General features: G+C 50.8%; 14 protein-coding genes. 7 read left to right on the top strand and 7 right to left on the bottom strand.

Annotated features, from left to right (window positions below):
* Positions 1–64 precede the first annotated feature (64 nt).
* Positions 65–2,209, bottom strand: a complete 2,145-nt coding sequence (locus CHH28_RS12990) for a M9 family metallopeptidase (RefSeq protein WP_094060713.1) — start codon at positions 2,207–2,209, stop codon at positions 65–67.
* Between the two features lie 327 nt (positions 2,210–2,536).
* Here CHH28_RS12990 and CHH28_RS12985 point away from each other — a divergent pair, with 327 nt between their 5' ends.
* Positions 2,537–3,850, top strand: a complete 1,314-nt coding sequence (locus tag CHH28_RS12985; RefSeq protein ID WP_157729908.1) for a HAMP domain-containing protein — start codon at positions 2,537–2,539, stop codon at positions 3,848–3,850.
* A gap of 95 nt (positions 3,851–3,945) precedes the next feature.
* Here CHH28_RS12985 and CHH28_RS12980 read toward each other — a convergent pair whose 3' ends face one another.
* Entirely contained in the window at positions 3,946–4,596 is a 651-nt protein-coding gene (locus CHH28_RS12980; protein ID WP_157729907.1) for a DUF6058 family natural product biosynthesis protein, read from the bottom strand.
* A 216-nt stretch (positions 4,597–4,812) separates the two neighbouring features.
* Here CHH28_RS12980 and CHH28_RS12975 point away from each other — a divergent pair, with 216 nt between their 5' ends.
* On the top strand, positions 4,813–6,048 hold the full coding sequence (locus CHH28_RS12975) for a hypothetical protein (protein ID WP_094060710.1): 1,236 nt from the start codon (positions 4,813–4,815) through the stop codon (positions 6,046–6,048).
* Between the two features lie 59 nt (positions 6,049–6,107).
* On the opposite strand, the gene CHH28_RS12970 is transcribed toward CHH28_RS12975, so the two are convergent.
* From CHH28_RS12970 to CHH28_RS12960, 3 genes are all read right to left on the bottom strand, one after another.
* Complete coding sequence (locus CHH28_RS12970; protein WP_157729906.1) at positions 6,108–6,602, bottom strand: GNAT family N-acetyltransferase; 495 nt, start codon at positions 6,600–6,602, stop codon at positions 6,108–6,110.
* 60 nt (positions 6,603–6,662) lie between these two features.
* On the bottom strand, positions 6,663–7,160 hold the full coding sequence (locus CHH28_RS12965; RefSeq protein ID WP_094060708.1) for a metal-dependent hydrolase: 498 nt from the start codon (positions 7,158–7,160) through the stop codon (positions 6,663–6,665).
* Between the two features lie 453 nt (positions 7,161–7,613).
* Positions 7,614–8,267 carry a DUF2268 domain-containing protein gene (locus CHH28_RS12960; protein WP_094060707.1) on the bottom strand — a complete coding sequence of 218 codons (654 nt, stop codon included), beginning with the start codon at positions 8,265–8,267 and terminating at the stop codon, positions 7,614–7,616.
* Between the two features lie 524 nt (positions 8,268–8,791).
* On the opposite strand from CHH28_RS12960, the gene imuA reads away from it, so the two are divergent.
* The 3 genes from imuA to CHH28_RS12945 are packed head-to-tail and all read left to right on the top strand — an operon-like array spanning position 8,792 to position 13,903.
* Positions 8,792–9,412 carry a translesion DNA synthesis-associated protein ImuA gene (gene imuA / locus CHH28_RS12955; protein ID WP_094060706.1) on the top strand — a complete coding sequence of 207 codons (621 nt, stop codon included), beginning with the start codon at positions 8,792–8,794 and terminating at the stop codon, positions 9,410–9,412.
* The gene (locus tag CHH28_RS12950) at positions 9,412–10,821 is read left to right on the top strand and encodes a Y-family DNA polymerase (RefSeq protein ID WP_094060705.1); all 1,410 of its coding nucleotides are present in this window, start codon (positions 9,412–9,414) and stop codon (positions 10,819–10,821) included. The genes imuA and CHH28_RS12950 overlap by 1 nt, the downstream gene beginning before the upstream one ends.
* Complete coding sequence (locus tag CHH28_RS12945) at positions 10,805–13,903, top strand: error-prone DNA polymerase (RefSeq protein ID WP_094060704.1); 3,099 nt, start codon at positions 10,805–10,807, stop codon at positions 13,901–13,903. Before CHH28_RS12950 ends, CHH28_RS12945 begins: the two co-directional genes overlap by 17 nt.
* A 908-nt stretch (positions 13,904–14,811) precedes the next feature.
* On the opposite strand, the gene CHH28_RS12940 is transcribed toward CHH28_RS12945, so the two are convergent.
* On the bottom strand, positions 14,812–15,897 hold the full coding sequence (locus CHH28_RS12940; RefSeq protein ID WP_094060703.1) for a hypothetical protein: 1,086 nt from the start codon (positions 15,895–15,897) through the stop codon (positions 14,812–14,814).
* A gap of 329 nt (positions 15,898–16,226) precedes the next feature.
* Between CHH28_RS12940 and CHH28_RS12935 the strand changes: the two genes are divergently transcribed.
* Positions 16,227–16,949 (top strand): hypothetical protein, encoded by a 723-nt coding sequence (locus CHH28_RS12935; protein ID WP_157729904.1) that lies wholly within the window; start codon positions 16,227–16,229, stop codon positions 16,947–16,949.
* Positions 16,950–17,235: 286 nt separating this feature from the next.
* Here CHH28_RS12935 and CHH28_RS12930 read toward each other — a convergent pair whose 3' ends face one another.
* Positions 17,236–18,399, bottom strand: a complete 1,164-nt coding sequence (locus CHH28_RS12930) for an iron-containing alcohol dehydrogenase (protein WP_094060701.1) — start codon at positions 18,397–18,399, stop codon at positions 17,236–17,238.
* 185 nt (positions 18,400–18,584) lie between these two features.
* Here CHH28_RS12930 and CHH28_RS12925 point away from each other — a divergent pair, with 185 nt between their 5' ends.
* Complete coding sequence (locus tag CHH28_RS12925) at positions 18,585–19,472, top strand: AraC family transcriptional regulator (RefSeq protein WP_094060700.1); 888 nt, start codon at positions 18,585–18,587, stop codon at positions 19,470–19,472.
* The last annotated feature ends 25 nt before the right edge of the window (positions 19,473–19,497 follow it).

Genomic DNA, 19,497 nt, shown 5'->3' with positions numbered 1-19,497 from the left:
AGTTAAATCGTCGCAGCAGATGACATTAACCCCTTCGGAGACATCTGCCGATCCCTTCATTCTACTATTGAATCGCAGCAGGCGACGCCGATACGGTCAAGCGCACATTGCTGGCAGCAGCCTTGGGCGACAACAACAGATGCAAATATTCCCCGCCCTGAGCGGCCAGTATGAGCCGCTCCTCATTACCAGCAGACATCGAAGCCGCATCGTAGTCTTGCTGCGATGGCCAACCGTCGTATTTCACAAAAACATCAACATCGCCCGTGCCACCGCTGGTCGTCACCTGAATACGTTCATAACCAGCAGGAACCCAGACAAAGCGCCAAACGGCCTGATCAGCAGAAATCGCCGACTCTTGTAGTAACACATCGCCGTTACCGCCATCAGGACCATCCGGATCGCAGTCGCCACCAGCGACCAGACATTGCAGCCAACTGGAATAATCAACATCCAGCGAATCCCCCAGCTGTTGCAATGAGGCTTGATAGCCAGAGTAATCACCGGAGCGGCTGTGCATTAATAAATAGTCCAGCTGTTCGCTTTGCTGCGTAAACATATAACGTGCCGCTAAATAGCCGCCATCGTAAATACGCGCCGAGGTATCGTTGTAACTGTTCGCGAACAAGGTGCTCAGCGGCCAAGCGTTGCTATCTCCGGTATCAATGGCGTCGGCATTGTCGTCCAGTTTAGAAACATACTCTGCAATGCCTTCGGTCCACCAGACCGTATCTGCGCTTAAGGTGTCCTGAAAATCGCCCTGCATATTAAACCGCCCATCCAGGTAGTGCACCGCTTCGTGCATCAAGTTCCATACTTCAAACTCGGATTGCCACTCAGCAACGTAGGCAATAAAACGCGCTTGGTTATTGCGATCTGATGGGTCACCTTCTAAATAAATACCACCATTATTAGTGCTGATATCAAACAGCACACCGCCATACAGCTGATACTGATCGGATGACGCAAAAATCACCACCTCAAGCTGATCGTTGTAATCGTCAGCAACGGGTGAGTCTGCTTGGCCAAACAAGCGATGAAAGCGCTGTTGCAAAGCCAGCAAATCATCGCACACAGAGTCGCGTTGCTGCGGAGTGAGGCTTTGTGCACGCACACTGAAAGTGGATGGACACTGATGGCGAATGGATAAAATCGCAGCATCAATGTCGTCAACAAAACCGCACAAACCAAACTCTTGGCACTGCCCGGGCAGGTAATAATCAATCATATCCGCCGCCGCCAACCAGATACTGGCACCAACGCCTTGAAAATCGTAGCGCTGTAACAGACCTTTCAGTGGCGCATCAATGGCGGCTTTAAACGCATCGCCGTATTGATAAAAGCGTGCTGTTTCCGCTGCAGCATTGGCAACCACGTATTCAGAGCCCGTGCTGGTTAAATCTTCTCGGCTGGCCATCGCTGCCAGATCTTCAATGACCATTAAGTGATCAGCAAACCAAGCGTCGGCGGCATCGGCGTAATGCGCACGAAAGAACACCGTCAACACATTGTTCACCGCCAACGGCGCCCAATAACCATCGGCATTGGACACGTTGAGCGATGCAAACAGCGCCGTCAGTTGCGGCAAGTGCTGTAAGTTAATGCCAGCACTGTCGACCAGCGTCACCACTTCACTGACGTATTCTGCATTGCGTTCAGTGAGCACAAAAAAACCACTATGACGCAGTAATACGGTCATGCCAGTACTGATCTTCTGACTCAGCTGAGGCGAATAGTCGGGTAATTCATCGCCATAAAATTGCACGTAAAAGCCAGCGCGCAAAAATAATACCAGCGCTTTTGCACCGGCGGCTGCCGAGCCATCGTATTGATTGGCATCTTGAGTGAACGCCTGCGCCACCGCCAACATGGTGTTCTCATTAAACAAGGCCACGGCCACGTCACCGGACGCTGAGAACAGCGAATTCAAACAAGCACTGCTCGCCGCTCGCACTGTTGAAATCAGCTCATCGACCGGCAATGCAGCCCAGTCGGCCAATGCGCAGTCGGCGTGCGACTGCACACCCTCTAAACGAGCTACCAGTGCTGGTTGCGGCGCATGGTCTCGATCGAGGTGCCGATCCCAATCATGCGCCGGTGGCAATGGACCGGCCACTGCCGCCCCAGCTGCAAACAGTAGCCAGCACAAACCCATTGCGTAACGAGAACGAAGGCCGCTGAACAGCGACCAAGATATTATGTTTTTCATCAATAGACTCCGTGTCCGATTGGTTCAATGGCCAGACTAGACAGAGGTATCGATCAGTTGGTGCACACTTAGCCACTCATTCCACTTTGATCTCACAGAAAATTGGCCATGCACTGGCGTCGTTGCGACTGGCATCCCGGTCTAATACTGCAGCGGGAGTTAACACCTATATCAGTAATAACTCCCGCTATTGACCGATGGCAGAAGTGATCAATTTCTGCACAAACAAATATCAAATAAAAAAAATTTTCTGTGTAAGAACGCAGCGAACCAGACGACTACCGACGAGCTACCACCGTTATGCTCATCACACAGGAGAGCTTTGCCTTGTTCAGACTTCGTCTAATCACCACCTTTTCCGTGGCCGCCGCTTTGTTGATCACTGTCGTTTTAGCCAGCGGCTATGCCCTGACTCGCCTCAGTCACTGGCAACAAAGCGCCGCCAATTGGCATGCCAGCAGTTTGCAATTGTCTGGACAGCTGTCGGTGTTGCTGCAGCAAGCGCAGCATTACAAACGCAATGCGCCACGCGATTACGAAAGCTATAACCGTGATTTGGTGGTGTTTTACCAGCAGTTTCTGCACAGCATTGCCGCCACGGAGCAAGCCGTCGCGGTGTTACAACAGCATCAACAAGCATTAGCGAACGACAACGAACTGCTGTCGCTATTAAATGCCACAGAACTGTTTCAAGCTCAGAACCTGCATGCTCAGTGGCTGCAAGACTGGCAATCCTTTGAAGTGGCATTGCACGATGCGTTGGGCGACCCCGCCGAGCCGCGTTTAGAATGGGGCGCAGAGTACATACTGGCCAATATCGCACCGCTGCAAGCCCGTCGTGACAGCCTGCAAAGCGCTATCGCCAGCGCACAACAACGGTTTGAACAGGGCTCGCAACAAGGGCGACTGCTGGCCATGAGCACGTTAATTGTACTGGTGCTGGTGCTACTTTTATTGCTGGCGTTGCGTGTGGTACGTCCAATTGTTCGCACAGCTCATGCCTGTGACCGGGTTGCCAGCGGCGAGTACGGTTTGCAAATCGACGAAACCGGCAGCACCGAAACACGCCAGCTGCAACATGCGTTTAATCAGCTGTCGGCACGGGCAAAACTGATGCTGGATTTGGTGCGCGATATTCATCAGCCAACCGACACGGCAACCAAGCTGAATGATATTTTCGACAGCGGTCGCTCGGCGCTGGGTATTAATTGGTTAGGGTTGATTGCATTAGACAGCAGTCGCATTGAGTTAACACACTCTGCCCCCGATGCATTGGACGCTCATTGGCGCCACCGCCATATTTCGCCAAATAAAGTCTTCGGCCAAGAGCTACAAGCCAGCTTCCAGCAACAATGGCTCAGCTTGGACAATATTCGCCAACTGGCTGTTAGCCGCCATGATGAGCGCTTCTTGCGAGAATTGCATAAAAATACGCTGGCCAGCGAAGTGGTCGGCTACCCATTTCGATGCCCACAGCATAAGCAATTTATTTTGTTGTTCAGCACACGACAGGAAACCGGTTTCAGCGCTGAGCAAAGCAACCTGATTAGGGCACTGGTGCCATTAATGGCGGACGCTATTTTGGAATCGTTTGAGACGAACACCACTGAGCTGACGCTCCCTATGGCCAGCAGTCACTGATCAACCACCCGCTGGCAATGCTGTCATCGATTATTAGATGCGACGTGTCAGTTTGGAGGTTCACATTCGACGTGCCGCACGATGATTCTCGCCGTTTACATATCTGCTCGTGGCACACTCAACTGATAACGACGCCGAACATCGTTCACTAGTCGTTGCCGCGAGCTGGTTGCGCGCTCATGCGGGGCAAACTCAGCGGCAACTTGATCCAGTAAATTCACAGCCTGCTCCAGCAGGACTAGTTGATCGGGCGTCAGCTCAGGGCGTGCTATCAGTGCATTGATCTGCTGGATCGCAAAGCTCTTAGCGGCTATTTCTTCGACCAGCCCATAACGCGTACATAAACCAAACGTACCGTCGATAAAATAACCCCACTTTTCTTCCAATATCTCATGCGTCAGCGCGTCCTCGGCAGAGGGTAAGTTAAAATCGGCCTGTAAACGCTGCCAAGCGCTACGGTAGCGCTGCATAAACTGCTGCTTCGCAGCCGAGGTAGATGGGCACTGAGACAGCACACCCAACCAAGCGACCTGACCTTTGGCGTAATACTCAAGCTGCTCGGCCGTCGTGTTTTCGCCAAAAAATGAGCTGCTGTGTAAGTCCAACCTGATGCGATAGCTCGGCTGCGGCTGAACACCCGTATTCTGCCAACAGACAAAGTCGTCTTCATCGACTGCAGACTGCGCCAATAGCTGTGCCCGGGTTAAAAAGTGACGCGTTAAATAATCAATTAACTCAATACCCACATTGGCTCCTGGCGGTTTATGCAGACCTCTGTCTGCCTCATTATTGGCCATCGACACTGTATTTATATACAGATAAGATTGCAACTCCAGATTGGGGCTAGATTGCTATGAACGGTGCATCACCAGAAGCGACGGCTCTAACAACAAACACAGTGGTGCGCCCCACCGTACTGTTTACAGCGCTATTTACCACGTTCATCGAACTAAGAGGCCCCGATGAGACTATTAATCGCCCTGATCGCCTTGCCATTTGCTCTGTTCTCTCATGCTCTATCGAAGAATGAGGTTGAGCACTGGCAACAAGACATCGACTTCTATGCACAACAGCTGCACCAGCATCATATTGATTTGCACCACTCTCTGCCCAAGCACTATTTTCAGCAGCACCTGCGACAGCTTAAGCAACAGTTACCCGACCTTAACGAAAACCAAGTGGTGGTTTCTCTGATGCGTTTAACCAACGCACTGGGCGATAGCCATACGGCGTTTCCGCTGTGGGGAGAACCTGCGCTCAACAGCTACCCCATCCGGCTTAGTGCCATTGCCGAGGAATACTATGTTACCGCTACCTCAGCGCAGTACCAGCACCTACTGGGCAGTCGGCTGGTGGCCATTAACAACCTCCATATCAACGATATTGCCGCGCAAATGGCGGATGTGGTGCCCTTTGCAGACAACCCGTATTCCACGCGTCATCGTATTGCTCAAGACCTGAGCACCTACGAAGTTTTAAACGGCCTTAACATTGCTCAAGGTTCGACGGCACAGTTTCGTTTTATCGGCAGCCAAGGTGAGCAAACTGAAACACTCAGCACTAGCACTTCTGGGCTCGATAACGCGCAACGCCTGAGCTTTTACAACACCCAAGCTTTTACGCAGCAACAGCGGGTTAACGATAACTTGTGGTTTGGCGCGTCAAACAGCAACAACAGCATTTATATTCGCTTCCGTCGCTACCCTGCTGCCGATGATATGGAAGATTTCGCCGATGATGTGCTGGACTTTATTCAACAACACAAAAGTCGCCAGCTCATTATTGATTTGCGTGATAACGGTGGCGGTGACTTTTTTGTTGGTCTGATTCTAGCGCAACGCCTGGTATTGGCTGATTCTATCGACTGGAAAAGTGGCGTGTTTGTATTAACCGACAACGTCACCTACTCCGCCGCCATGAGCAATGCCGCTCAATACTCACAGATTCTGAATGCACGCTTGATTGGTGAGCCTACAGGAGCACAGCCCAGCGGCTACCAAGATATGGGCATGTTCACTTTGCCCAACTCAAAATGGCAAGTGTCTTACTCCAAACGCTTATATCGCTTTGCCAGCACCGACGCCGATGCCTTGTATCCAGACGTACTGATTGAGCGCAGCATCACAGACTATTTGAGCGAGAAAGACAGCGCCTTGGATCGGGTCATTCAGCACCTGCAAGGTCAAAACACCTTTTAAGCAGCCAACCAGAAAACCATCCAATCAGCAAAAAAGCGACGATTAACTGGCAAAGTCTGTTAATCGTCGCTGCCCTTATTGTTCAACCACACCATCTGCGGATAGGCTCCCTCAGGATTGGCGTAGAACTCGAAATTCCGGCTTTTATACAATGCAATGGCTGCTTGATTCTCGGGGTTGACGCCCAAGCGAATGCCTTTCACCGATGACATGACACGCGCCATAATCTCATCCAGTAAGCACGCGCCCAACCCCTGCCCTTGATGACTGGGTAGCACCGCAATGGCCAACTCTGGCAGTTCAGCATAATCCTTTGTTATGCAGTATTTCTGGCGCAGTTGTACAAAGCCTAGAACTGTTTGATCAGCATCTATCGCAAATAGGCCGATATCCCCCTGGCGGCCCCAATCCTGGTAGTACTCTCGCACCCGTGGCGATTGCAGGATGTCTCTGCTAGGGCCGGGCACATGCGCGGGCGTCCATAAGGCAATAAACAGCAGATCTTTTTGCAGTTCAAGATCCTCTGCCAGAATGTGTCGAAATTCAATACGCAACAAAGTCTCCTTTCGTACCCAAAACCAGAAACAACGTAACCCCCATCAAAGCACACAGCGTTACGATCGATACCGTTTCCAACCAACAATGCTGTAGAAAATCACTGCGCCTAACAGACCGGAATACAGGCAAAACTGGTGTAGCCGTTCAACCGATATCCATCGCCAAAAGGGGTTGTTGGAGCTCCATGGATAATAAGGCTCGACATCCGAGTGCATGATGCTATCCAGAAATACATGACTCAAACTGCCCATCAATGCACTGACCCAGACTACTTTCCAGGGGATTTGGTTATGCCAAGATGATTCTACCCGCAGTAGCCACAAACCTAACTGCGACAAATATTTGCCAGTCAACGCGGCCACCACCGTCATCACCAGAGCGCCAAGGTAGGTGTGCGAGACGCCGTGCAGCTGACCTTCACCGGTGATCAACACCACCAAGGGTTGAATATCCATAACAATTTGTGTCCAACCGAACACCATTAAACTGAAGGCGCTGCCCATCACACTTTTGATGAGAATTCCCGGCCCCATATGGATGGGAGTAAAAGGCATATACGGCGATCCGATTTCGATGAAATACCGTATTGAAGCGCGTGTACTCACGCACTGGCAAGTGGATTTTAATCTCTAACCTGTACATAGCGCGACCAGCGCCGACACGCCATATTCATAAGAAAAAACGCAAATTGGGATATGGAGTCGATAAAAATGCGGCACAGAACAGTGCATTCCTACACCACGGGCGATGACTAAACCAATAGCAACACTGCGGCCAGCCCTCTAACAAACCCTCTAACAAACCCTCTAACAAGCCCTCTAACAAGCCCTCTGATCTTGCCCCGCTTTAACGGACACCAATGCCAAACATAGCATTCATATCAGCCCAGTCTCGATGGCCGCCAGATTAACCAGAAAAATAAAACTCACACCGGACTCACTCCTCAAAAAAATATCACGTATCTGTTAGCCTAGAGTCATCACATCGCTCTACTACGGCTGGTCTGATTACAGCAGGCCGTTGGCAAAGTCGATCAACACCTTGCTATCCACGCCCACCAACTCCAGCTCACTTAATTGGCCGGTTTGTAAATACTCCTGCACTATGTTGTAGCCGACCCAATAGGCGGCATAGCGCGGGAATACGTCCGGCTGACTGCCCAGCAAGTACAGCCCCATGTCATAGGAAGGTGCATGCAATTCTGGCTGCATTCTTTGGTATAAAACACGCCAGTCTTGGTCCCACAACGCATTAAATAGCGAAGGGACAACCCCCGTCATGGTTTGTTCAAAGTGACAGGCCAAGCCTTCTCTGACAACGGCACTCGCCAGCGTATCTGGTTGCGGAGCGCTGACACCGATACGCGCTGCGTGATGCATCTCATGCACCAGCACCGACGCATAGTCACGTTCAATGCAATCCAGCAAATCGTCGCGCTGTGTATCGAAGAAAATTTCGACACGATGCTCAGATAAGGCATAACCGCCAATGCCATGGGGAATGGTTTCAGCATGGCTGGCGGGACACAGGCTAAAGTCCATGGGCGATAACGGCAACACTTCGACTAGCTGATCCATAATGCGCTGTGAGCGTTGCATGAGATCATCGGCATAAGGGGCCAACTTCTTTGCTGCATCCAAACAATGTATTTGATATTCCATAGTACTCCTTATCAGTTACTCCTTATTAAAAGGAGCCGCAGTCTATTACACCCTTTCTAGTGACAGCAAAGACATTTAGAAGCTTCTGAAAAATTCGCTACCCGCTCTGGATAGCCAAAAGGCTTTGGGGTGCGAAGCCAGTTTGCTGAAATAAATTTCGCGGCCTCAGTACACAGTGCTGGCTCACTCAGTGATAACGTCAACGACAAACCATCGCTCATGTTGCTTTTTACAATCGACAGCACATTGCCATAGTGGACACTTTGAGTGTGAATGGCCGTTGGAGGTGGCTCAGTGCATTGCTTGTTGTACTGCACCGCGACCTCTGTTACTGCGGTGAGCATTCCCGTCTGCGCATCCTTGTGACTTATATTCATCTACGGCTCTTGTGCGCCCTTATTCCCCTTGAGAAGAGCTGCAAACCTTACTGGCTGTCATTCTTCACCTGCGCACAGATGACCCTTTTCAAACAACACACCAATACTGTATAAAAACACATACTGTATATAAAGACAGATACCAGTATGAAGACGCTGCAACACATGCTACAGCAAGGCCAAGTCTGGCAAGCAGACCAAGTGGCATCGAACCCAACCCTGACAACGGGCTTTGCTGCACTCGATCAGATATTGCCCGGCGGTGGCTGGAACTTAGGCGCCGTACACGAGCTGTACAGCAGCCAGCAAGGCCAAGGGGAGCTCAGCCTAGTGTTGCCAGCACTGGCCCGCTTAAGCCAACGCGCCCGCTGGATTGTGTGGGTGGGCCCGCCCTTCCTGCCTTGTGCCGCTGCTCTAGCCCAGGCAGGCATTCACTACGAACGTGTGTTGCTGGTGCATCCGCGGGACTATCAACAGGCCATGTGGAGCATGGAGGAAGCGCTGCGCAGCCCGCACTGCTGTGCGGTGTTAGGCTGGCCCAGCGAATGGCATAAAGATCATATTCGACGCCTGCAAATCAGCGCCCAAGAGCACGACAGCTTGTGCTGGTTATGGCCGCAAACCCCATTCGATGCCAGTGGTTCACCGGCCGCGATTCGTTTAGGCATACGTCGCACCCACATCAACGCCGTCGATGTGGAGTGTTATAAGCGCCGTGGCGCTTGGCCATTGCCTCCGGTGAATATTCAACTGCCGCCCATACACTGATGCGCTGGCTGTATGTGCATTTTCCTCAGCTGTATTTGCATGCTTGCGGGGCAGATCTGCAACAGCCACAAGCACTGTTGGATGCGCTTGGGCAACACGTCATCGACTGCAATCACATCGCACAGCAACAGGGGGTGTTGCCCTCCATGCCAAGTGCCAGCGCCTGGTGTTTGTGCCCGGATTTACAAGCACAGCGGCTGGATGAAACACGACAACACCATTGGTTGCAGCAACGCGCACAATGGGCCTACCAGTTCTCTGCCCAAGTTAGCTTGGACGCGCCTGAAGGGCTGTGGCTAGAGGTAGCCAGCATGGCGCGATTGTTTGGCAGCTTGCAGCAACTTTGGCACAGCATGAGCAGCGAGGCACAAGCACTGGGCTGGCCGATGCAACTGGGGTTGGCCAACACCGCCGCATTGGCCAAATTAGCGGCCTATAACCGCTGGCAACAACAGCCCGAACCAACAATCGATGCGATGGATTCTCTGTGGCAGCAATGCCTAGATGCGAACCCGTCTCAACTACAGCTCACTGAGTCGCAGCAGCTGCAACTGCAGCGCTTGGGCATAGGAAATTTACGTCAATTATTACGCCTGCCAGAGGCCGACATCGCACAACGTTTATCGCCGCAATTACTCACTTACATCTGGCAGCTGCAAGGTAAAAAACAACCAACACTCACCTTTTTCAAACCCGCGTTAACCTTCAACGATGACACTGTATTTATCGAAGAAATCGAGCATCGCAACGGCCTGTTATTCCCGCTAACGCGCATGCTCGCCAGCTTGTCCGGTTTTTTATGGCAACGACAATTGGCCACGCAACAATTACACATACAACTGCAGCACCGCCATCACAACACCACACACTGGCGCATTAATTTTGCTCACCCAGAATATCGCCAGACGGAGTTGACGTTTTTATGTCGTCATCAACTGGAAAAACGCCGTCTGCCGGCGCCGGTCACTCATATGACGCTCAGCGTTAAGCACTTTGTGGCCCAAGCAGGCGCACAATCGAACATGGCCTTTAGCAATGCGGTCAGTGCAGCAGACGAGCACACCCTGTTAAACCGATTGCAAGCGCGATTAGAACCCGAGCAACTGCGCCGCGTCGCCATGACCGGAGACGCAAGACCAGAACATGCCAGCCAACTGCCTCGGCATATTGATTACCACCCGCACACTGGGGCCCAGCGTTCTTATGGGCGCCCACTATGGCTACTGCCAACCCCACACCCCTGCCCGACACCCGAGCGCTTTGACTCGGGCCCAGAGCGCATCAGCGCAGGCTGGTGGGACCGTAACGCCGTGCGGCGGGACTATTATCGCGCCTGGTTAGGCTCTAGTTACGTTTGGGTGTTTCGCGACGACCAGCAGCAATGGTATCTGCATGGCTACTTTGCTTAATTCCAATACAAAGTCATGCGCGCCAGCGTTTGCCGAGTTGCATTGCTTAAGTAATTTCACCTTTCAAACCGGAGCATCGCACCCCCATGAATTGGTCGAGCGCGCCGCTGAACTGGGCTATCAGGCTTTGGCGCTTACCGATGAATGTTCGGTTGCGGGCGTGGTACGAGCACACCAAGCGATTAAAGATCAACAACTGACGCTTAAACTCATTATTGGCAGCAGTTTTTATCAAGCTGAGCATCGTTTTGTCGCCCTGGCACCCAATCACGCCGCGTATCAGGAGCTCTGCCAACTGATTAGCCGCTGCCGCTTGCAAGCAGAAAAAGGCCGCTATCACTTTCGTTGGCAGGAATTACTGCACTGCGATCATCTGCTGCTATTGTGGCAGCCGCAACACCCAAACGACGCCCAGCCAGTTTATGACGCCTTAAAATCGCACTATCAGCAACGCCTGTGGCTGTTGGCTGAGCGCACACTGGATGAATACGACGCAGTCCGCTACGACGCGATTTTGGCATGTGCGCAGCAGTGGCAACTGCCCGTCACCTGCGCCAATGATGTCCATATGCACCACCCACAGCGCCAAGCACTGCAAGATTGTTTAACGGCATTGCGCCACCACCAAAGCGTGGCCGAATGTCGTGAGCGGCTGTATAGCAATGCTGAACGACATTTGCGCTCCATCAAAAAGCTCTACCATTTATACCCGGATGAATTAATCACCAATGCGACAGACATTGCTCAGCGCTGCCATTTCAGTTTGGACGAACTGTCGTATCAATACCCACGCGATTGCCTACCCAAAGGACGTGACGCCGGTGAATACCTACGTGAACTGGTGCAGCAAGGCATCGCTCAACGCTTTCCTAATGGTGCAAAAGCCACCACGTTAGCAACCATCGAGAAAGAACTGCAACTGATTGCATTAAAACAATATGAGCACTATTTCCTGACCATTTATGACATCGTCCGTTTTGCTCGCAGTCGCGATATTTTGTGCCAAGGACGCGGTTCTGCGGCCAACTCAGTGGTGTGTTATTGCCTTGGCATTACTGAAGTGAACCCAGAAGAGGTGCAACTGCTGTTTGAACGCTTTATTTCAGAAAAACGCCATGAGCCGCCGGACATTGATGTCGATTTTGAAAGCCAACGGCGCGAAGAAGTCATTCAGTACATCTACCAAACTTATGGCCGTGAACGCGCTGCCCTGACAGCCACCGTCATCAGCTACCGACGCAAAAGTGCCATTCGTGATATTGGCAAGGCCCTCGGGCTGGATTTACTGCAACTGGAAAAAGTTATGAACAATTTTGGCTGGCGCTATCGCGATGGCAACTGGCTGGATGAATTATTTCGTGCATCCGTCGATTCGCATACCCGTCAGCGCTTTCAGCAACTGGTGGCAGAGTTGCTCGGATTTCCGCGTCATTTATCTCAACATGTTGGCGGTTTTGTTATCAGCCGCGGCGCGCTGACCACACTGGTACCGATTGAAAATGCCAGCATGCCAGATCGCAGCGTAATCCAGTGGGACAAGGACGACTTAGAATCCTTAGGTTTAATGAAGGTCGACATATTAAGTCTTGGCATGCTCAGCGCTTTACGACGCTGCTTGGCTTACATCAGCCCACCCGACCATCCGCTGACCTTGGCCGACATTCCACGAGACGATGCCGACACCTATGCCATGATCCAGCAGGCTGACACCGTTGGCGTGTTTCAAATCGAAAGCCGCGCGCAAATGAACATGCTGCCCAGGCTCAAGCCAAAGAATTATTACGACCTGGTCATCCAAATTGCCATCGTGCGCCCTGGGCCCATTCACGGCGACATGGTGCATCCGTATTTAAAGCGTCGCAATAATGAAGAACGGCCAGACTACCCCATGGATGAACTCAAGCCAATTTTAAAGCGCACCTTGGGCATTCCATTATTTCAAGAGCAAATCATCGCGTTCGCCATGGTGGCAGCCAATTTCACTGCCGGCGAGGCTGATCAGTTACGACGTGCGATGGCCAGCTGGAAAAAGAAGGGACATATGCATATTTTGCAGCAACGTCTGCAAGACAACATGCTGGCCAATGGCTTTAAGCTCGATTACATCCAGCGCATACAGCGCCAGCTGGAGGGGTTTGGAGAATACGGTTTCCCAGAATCTCATTCCGCCAGCTTTGCCCTGCTGGCCTACGCCAGCTCCTGGCTCAAATGCCATTATCCGGCCGAATTTTGCTGCGCACTATTAAACAGTCAGCCGATGGGATTTTATAGCCCGGCACAACTGATTAATGACGCCAAACGCCATGGTGTCGAGGTCCGGCCAGTGGATATCAACCACAGCGTCTGGGAGCATACTTTAGAGGCTGACGGCAATCAGAAGGCATTACGCCTGGGGCTGCGCTTAGTGAGCGGTTTACAACAAGCGGTGGGCGAGCAGCTCATTCAACATCGCCCACCAACAGGCTATTTAAGTGTGCAGCACTGCTTGCAGCATAACGCTCTGGACAGCCAGCAACGCCAAGCATTGGCATCGGCCAATGCATTTGCCGGTCTTACTCAGCATCGTTATCAAGCACGCTGGCAAGTGGCTGAGCCGCAACAAAATGATTTATTTTCACAACTCGAAACGCCGCCCAGCTGGCCACTGGACGCACCAAACGAAGTAGAGAATCTGCTCGAAGATTATCATAGCCTGGGGCTGAGTTTAGGCCGCCATCCGTTGGAAATACTACGCGAGCAAGGCAAGCTCGGTAACAGTCTCAAAGCGTGTGAATTAATACAGCAGCCACACGACAGCGAAGGCTTTGTTAGTGGTTTAGTCACCTGTCGCCAGCGTCCTGGCACCTCTGCTGGCGTTACGTTTGTCACCTTGGAAGACGAAACCGGCAGCAGCAATGTGGTGGTCTGGCTCAGCACCGCCCAGCAACAACTCAAAACTCTGGTCAGCGCTCGCATACTGCAAGTCTACGGTCGCATCGAAAAAGACCCAGGCAGCGGCATCGTCAACGTCATTGCTTACAAATTGATCGACCAAAGTCACTTGCTGCATGGATTATCTGCGAACTCACATGATTTTCACTGAATTTAATGTCAAATACAGCCTAAATGCAGCAGCGCTAAAATGTGCTTTATATCTTCTTTATCAAGATCATCATGCAAACTGCGCGAAAGAAAACTCGATATGTTGAGAGCCTTCTCTCTCATCAAGCCGCCAATCTGCGATCAACGATGGATTACAGCCCAAGTAAAAAGAACGTTCTACATTCAAGTCTCACCTGCTTAGCTTCCTACCACCTTGTAGGGACGCTTCTTCCTGTATCAATGGTGTCGCCAGTTGGATCGATGCCCCGCTTCTTTTAAGATATTCGAAGAAGATCAGAGCCTGTCGTTTTGTTGTAAACCAAACGTTTCATTTTACTGTGCTATAGGCAATATTAAAAAGGTATCATCGGATTAACTTCAGCCGGTGACGCTGAGCCAAGCGTCAGTCCAGTTGAAATACCTTCGCAATCGACGACCATCATCCATTTCAACGCCTTTCCATACTTGGCTTCCAATACCGAGTCCTTTTTTGCTAGCACAAACCCCCATCAGAAAACGACTCTTACCAATTTAACCGCAATTTTTTATCCAGCGTTCGAAAGATGCTTATGCAAGACATTGAGTCATGCTCCTTGTTCTTCCCTGTATTAAAAGCGACAGTAGGTGCTCGGAGAGGACTAGTATTCAGGCAGGTTAGCCACCGAGTACTAGTGTGCAACACACACAAAGTGCCCTTGAAAAGACTCGATTACTGATAGGTTTTGGGGTCCCCTCGCCACGAGCCAGGCTGGGCCAACAACGCTCAAGCATGTACATTGCTGACCGGTAAGCTCAGACACCGAACGTTTCATAACTGAAAGGATGATGCTGATAACTTTACCGATCACATCGGGTTTCGAGTTGTTAAGCAGCCTCCAGTGAGGCACTAGTCATCAAGCAAATACGATGTCAGTCGCTATAGATAACTCGATATGAGTAATAACGTGGACCATCCAGAATCACATAGGCATCATCCACAGCGTCCACCGCTATAAACTGCTTATCTGAGGACGTTGAAAAAGCACTTTCTATCTGACTCAAAAGACTCACACTGCCGCTATTTATATCAACTTGATACAATAATAAATCCACAAAGCCAAGCTCTTTGGAGTTAGACGCAACCACAGACACACCATCACGTGAACGGCTATGTTTTATTGCTTCGACTCTGGATGCATCCATACTAGCAACATATGAAAAATCTATAGATGCTTCATCACTCAAGCCTAACACTCTTATTTTATTCGAACTTCGATTAAAAACAGTAAGTACAGATGCATCAGCGTTAAAATACACTTCGTTAGAAGAGCGGCTAAAACCAAGCTGTAGATTATCAGCAACAACCTCAAGCGAGGCATCATTCAGCAATCGATACAAAACCAAACCTCGCTCAGCATCGAAATCTAAAGCATATGGGATGTCATACCTGTCAAAGAAAACACTAATTCCTGGAATACCAACACTATCAAGATCAATTGTTGTAGAACTTAACACTTCGTATGTATTGATATCGACATCAAAAACTTTCAAAGCCGCTCCTGAACCAGGACGAGAAATAATCAATGAAGAGTCAGAGTTAGAAGCCATAGATCCCGAACGAAAACCATGCGTGCTGGATAACCCTGTATTCTGTTCCCTGATAGTATTATTTCGCTCGAAAACAAACCGATTTGATCTTGCTTGAATCACGTTACTCTCGGCACTATATACAGGATCGCTGAATCCGTAGTAGTTAAAACTATCCAAAACCTTGCTATCAGATGAGAATCGACCAGTTAGACTATCAAACTTCCGCTTATAAATAGGCACATAAACCTCACCACGCCCATGATTTGCATAATACATATTGGCGCCGGAAAAAACATACCTATCCTTTGGATATGTACCGTGCATAACACCAGAATGGACAAGCTTGAGTACTCCAGAACCGCAACTATCTGAAAGAGCTACCAGAGAATAGAAAGTGATAACAGTAGCAAAAATTATTTTTTTCATAGATGAATCCATTCGTGTATAAAATTTGCTGCATGTTATCAGTGCCAGCCTAGGAAGAACCATAGTCAATTAGGCCAACTCTGTGATCGTTGCTCGCAACAAAAGAACACCGCGCGAAAACATAAACCTAATCAGATTGAAAAGGATCAAAGTTTAACTCATGCTGGCAATCAAGCCTATTGCTGCCTGGCACCAACAAGCGTTGTGACCCCATCACTTCCCAGACGAGAGACCTAGGCTCAACCTCCATCTGGTTAAGCCCGTATTCAGCTCCAGTGTGCTTCTATGGCGCCATTATTCTCTTAGAAACGACTCCCCAAACGCTGTTTATGGTTAAACAATGTACATTATTGATGGTGTTAATCTGCAGCGTGCCGGTTTCTGCAGGCACGCGAGAGATTAATACTGGCCTGACTCTGTACCAACGTATGACCTCGTTTGAGCATGAAGAGTCGACTGAGCCTGCCTTCACCATGAATGGCTATACCAAACCCAGGCCATGGCTCGGGATCAACTTCGGTGATCAATATTTCGGAGATTCCCATTGGGGCCATACCGTCGGTGCCAGTTATTACATTGAGCACTCAGATCTACAGCGTATCAAACGCGGTGATAACGAGTTGTCGACTCATTTAGGAACGCGCAGTCGAACGCAAGTCGTGGCGATCAAACCCGCGTTGTTTTATCGCTTTGATATCACCGCCAGCCAAGCGCTCAAAACCGGCATCGGCACCACCTTCGGGTACAGTCGTATTCGAGGCAGTGCCTATCAGACGGAGTCTCAGCAACAGCCATTGTGCCACCGCGCTGCCGGGCATTATCTTGACGATCCAACAGGTGTGAACAAATACGCGGTTTATGCCCAGTGCGAGCGCATTCGTTACAGCAGCAATACCACCACACTGGGTGCATTGGTCTTTATGGAATATGAATTACGTCATTGGCGCTGGGAGTTGGCCGTAGCGATCTACAATCAGACACACTCATTCGATCATTATCGGTTTTCGGCTAAAGAAGTGAGTTTGGGTGTGGCCCGGCGTTGGTCTTTTTAATATCTAATTACGTCCGTATGCACACCCGCCCGTTGTGTAATTGCTGGGTGCACTTCGATCCGACCCAGCCACCCGCCATGTTTGGAGCACAGAGCTAACACTCAGTTATAAGGTAAGTCTTTACTGCTGCCCTATCCGGCTTCACCGCTCGCCTTTATTACATGTACACGACAAATCAGCGATACTCGGACAGCAGCATCTGAGCTGCGATATGCAAATAGCATTATGGCTGTCACACAGTAACAGCCATAAAGCTCACCTTAGTTGAAGGCGATATGATGCGTGATTAAGCAGCGTAAGCGTCTTCTAAAATCTGACGGCTAATGGCTAAGTCCAGATCGCCGGTTTCAGACAACGCGGTCATGCCATGAGTCTGTAAGGCATTTACCACGTCATCGATACGCTCACGCTCTACACCATATTCCGACAAGCGCGTAGCCACACCCAGTGACTGGAAAAACTCTCGGGTTTTATCAATGGCGGCATCGATGCGTTGATCATCGCTCCCCGCGTTGATGTGCCACACCCGCTGTGCGTATTGCAGCAGTTTTTCGCGTTTTTGTTGCTTGCGCAGCTTCCACAATGATGGCTGAACAATCGCTAATGTCTGCGCGTGATCAATACCAAACAGGGCGGTTAATTCGTGGCCAATCATATGCGTTGCCCAGTCCTGTGGTACGCCGGCACCAATAAAGCCATTTAATGCCCAGGTGGCTGTCCACACTAAGGAAGCTCTGGCATCGTAATTTTCTGGCTGCTCCAGTGTCACTGGGCCCACTTCGATCAGCGTTTGCAACAGGCCTTCGGCGGTGCGATCTTGCACCGGTGCATTCACCGGATACGTCACATATTGCTCAAGAATATGCACAAACGCATCGACCACACCGTTAGCCACTTGCTTGCGCGGCAAGGTAAACGTCAGGCTGGGGTCCAAAATAGAAAACTTGGGAAAATTCAGTGGGCTCATAACCGGGAATTTGCCGCCATTGTGCGACACCACCGCCCCCATGTTCATTTCCGAGCCGGTCGCGGGCAAGGTCGCCACCACACCTAACGGAATCGAACGCTCAATTGGCAACGGCGCAAAGCCGTGGCTCAACAAGCTCTCAGCATCGCCTTGATATGGCGCTGCGGCCGCCACAAATTTGGTGCCATCCATCACAGATCCACCGCCTAGCGCCAGCAGAAAGTCGATCTCTTGCTCCCGTACAATCTCTACGGCTTTCATCAGCGTATCGAACTGCGGGTTCGGCTCAATACCGCCAAAGGTGGTCACACGACGTGAACCGAGCTGCGCCAGCACGGCATCCAACGTGCCAAAACGCTCGACACTGCCGCCGCCATAGAGCACCAAAACGTTGGCTTGTGCTGGCACCAGTTGGTCCAGCTCGGCCAGACGGTCTTGTCCAAACACAATATGAGTTGGATTGTGGTAGTCAAAGTTCTGCATAGTATGGGTCTCTCACGCTCATCAAGGATGTGCACAGAATATCCTCCACAGCACTATTTAGAATGGGCTATCCGCCCAAAAACATGCCTAATCCTACCAACAGCGTCAAAACCTGCAGACTCGAGAGCGGCCAAACAGTACACTGCAACGTCACACCAAGAGCCTTACATCAAGAGCCTTACACCATGACCGACCTGATTGATAACTTGCTTGCCCTGGCACCCAACGAGGGCTTCAACTGCACCAGCTTGCCCGGTGTGGGTGTATTTAAAGCCAGTGAGACCAGTGGTCGCGTGCCACTGTGTTACAACCAGGGCGTTATCTTAATGGCACAAGGGCAGAAGCGTGTGTATCTGGGCGATCAAACCTACCACTACAACCCAGATAACTACTTGGTGCTGACACTGCCACTGCCAGCCGAGTGCGAAACCATCGTCACCCAAGGTGAGCCTCTGCTGTCGATGGTGCTTGATTTTGACAGCGCCATGTTAGGTGAGCTGGTGCGCCTATACGATGAGCACCATATGGCACCAAAAACGGCGGACAGCGATGGCAACAAAGGGTTGTTCGTCAGCGAATACGGTGATGAATTGAAGTGTGTGGTAGAGCGCTTAAGCACTTGCTTGCGCACACCGCTGCACGCCGCCGCGCTGGGCAAGGGCCTGGTTAGAGAAATTTTGTTTCATTTATTGCAAGGCCCACAGGCGGCTTCGCTGTTTGCTCTGGCTTCACACAACACCCACTTGGCCAGACTCGAGCGCGCGATCAAATACTTAAACGAGCACTATCAGCAAAAGCTGGATGTTGAACAGCTGGCGCAGCTGGCCAATATGAGCCCGTCCAGCTTTCATCGAAATTTCAGACAAATGACATCGACATCGCCGATTCAATACATCAAAAAAATTCGCTTAACCCGAGCGCGACAATTACTCACCGACCAAGGCATTAAGGTGAAGCAAGCCGCCATTCAGGTCGGCTATGACAGCCCGACGCAATTCAGTCGTGAGTTTAAGCGCTATTTTGGCCTGAGCCCGCAAGACTGTGGCCGCAGCGCGGCTCAGATCAGCGCGTAGCAACATTTATTACAGCAACAAGTCG

The organism is Bacterioplanes sanyensis (assembly GCF_002237535.1).
Classification (GTDB): Bacteria; Pseudomonadota; Gammaproteobacteria; order Pseudomonadales; family Oceanobacteraceae; genus Bacterioplanes; species Bacterioplanes sanyensis_A.
The sequence above is the reverse complement of the archived record's forward strand: the minus strand, read 5'-3'. Positions and strand labels throughout refer to the sequence as shown.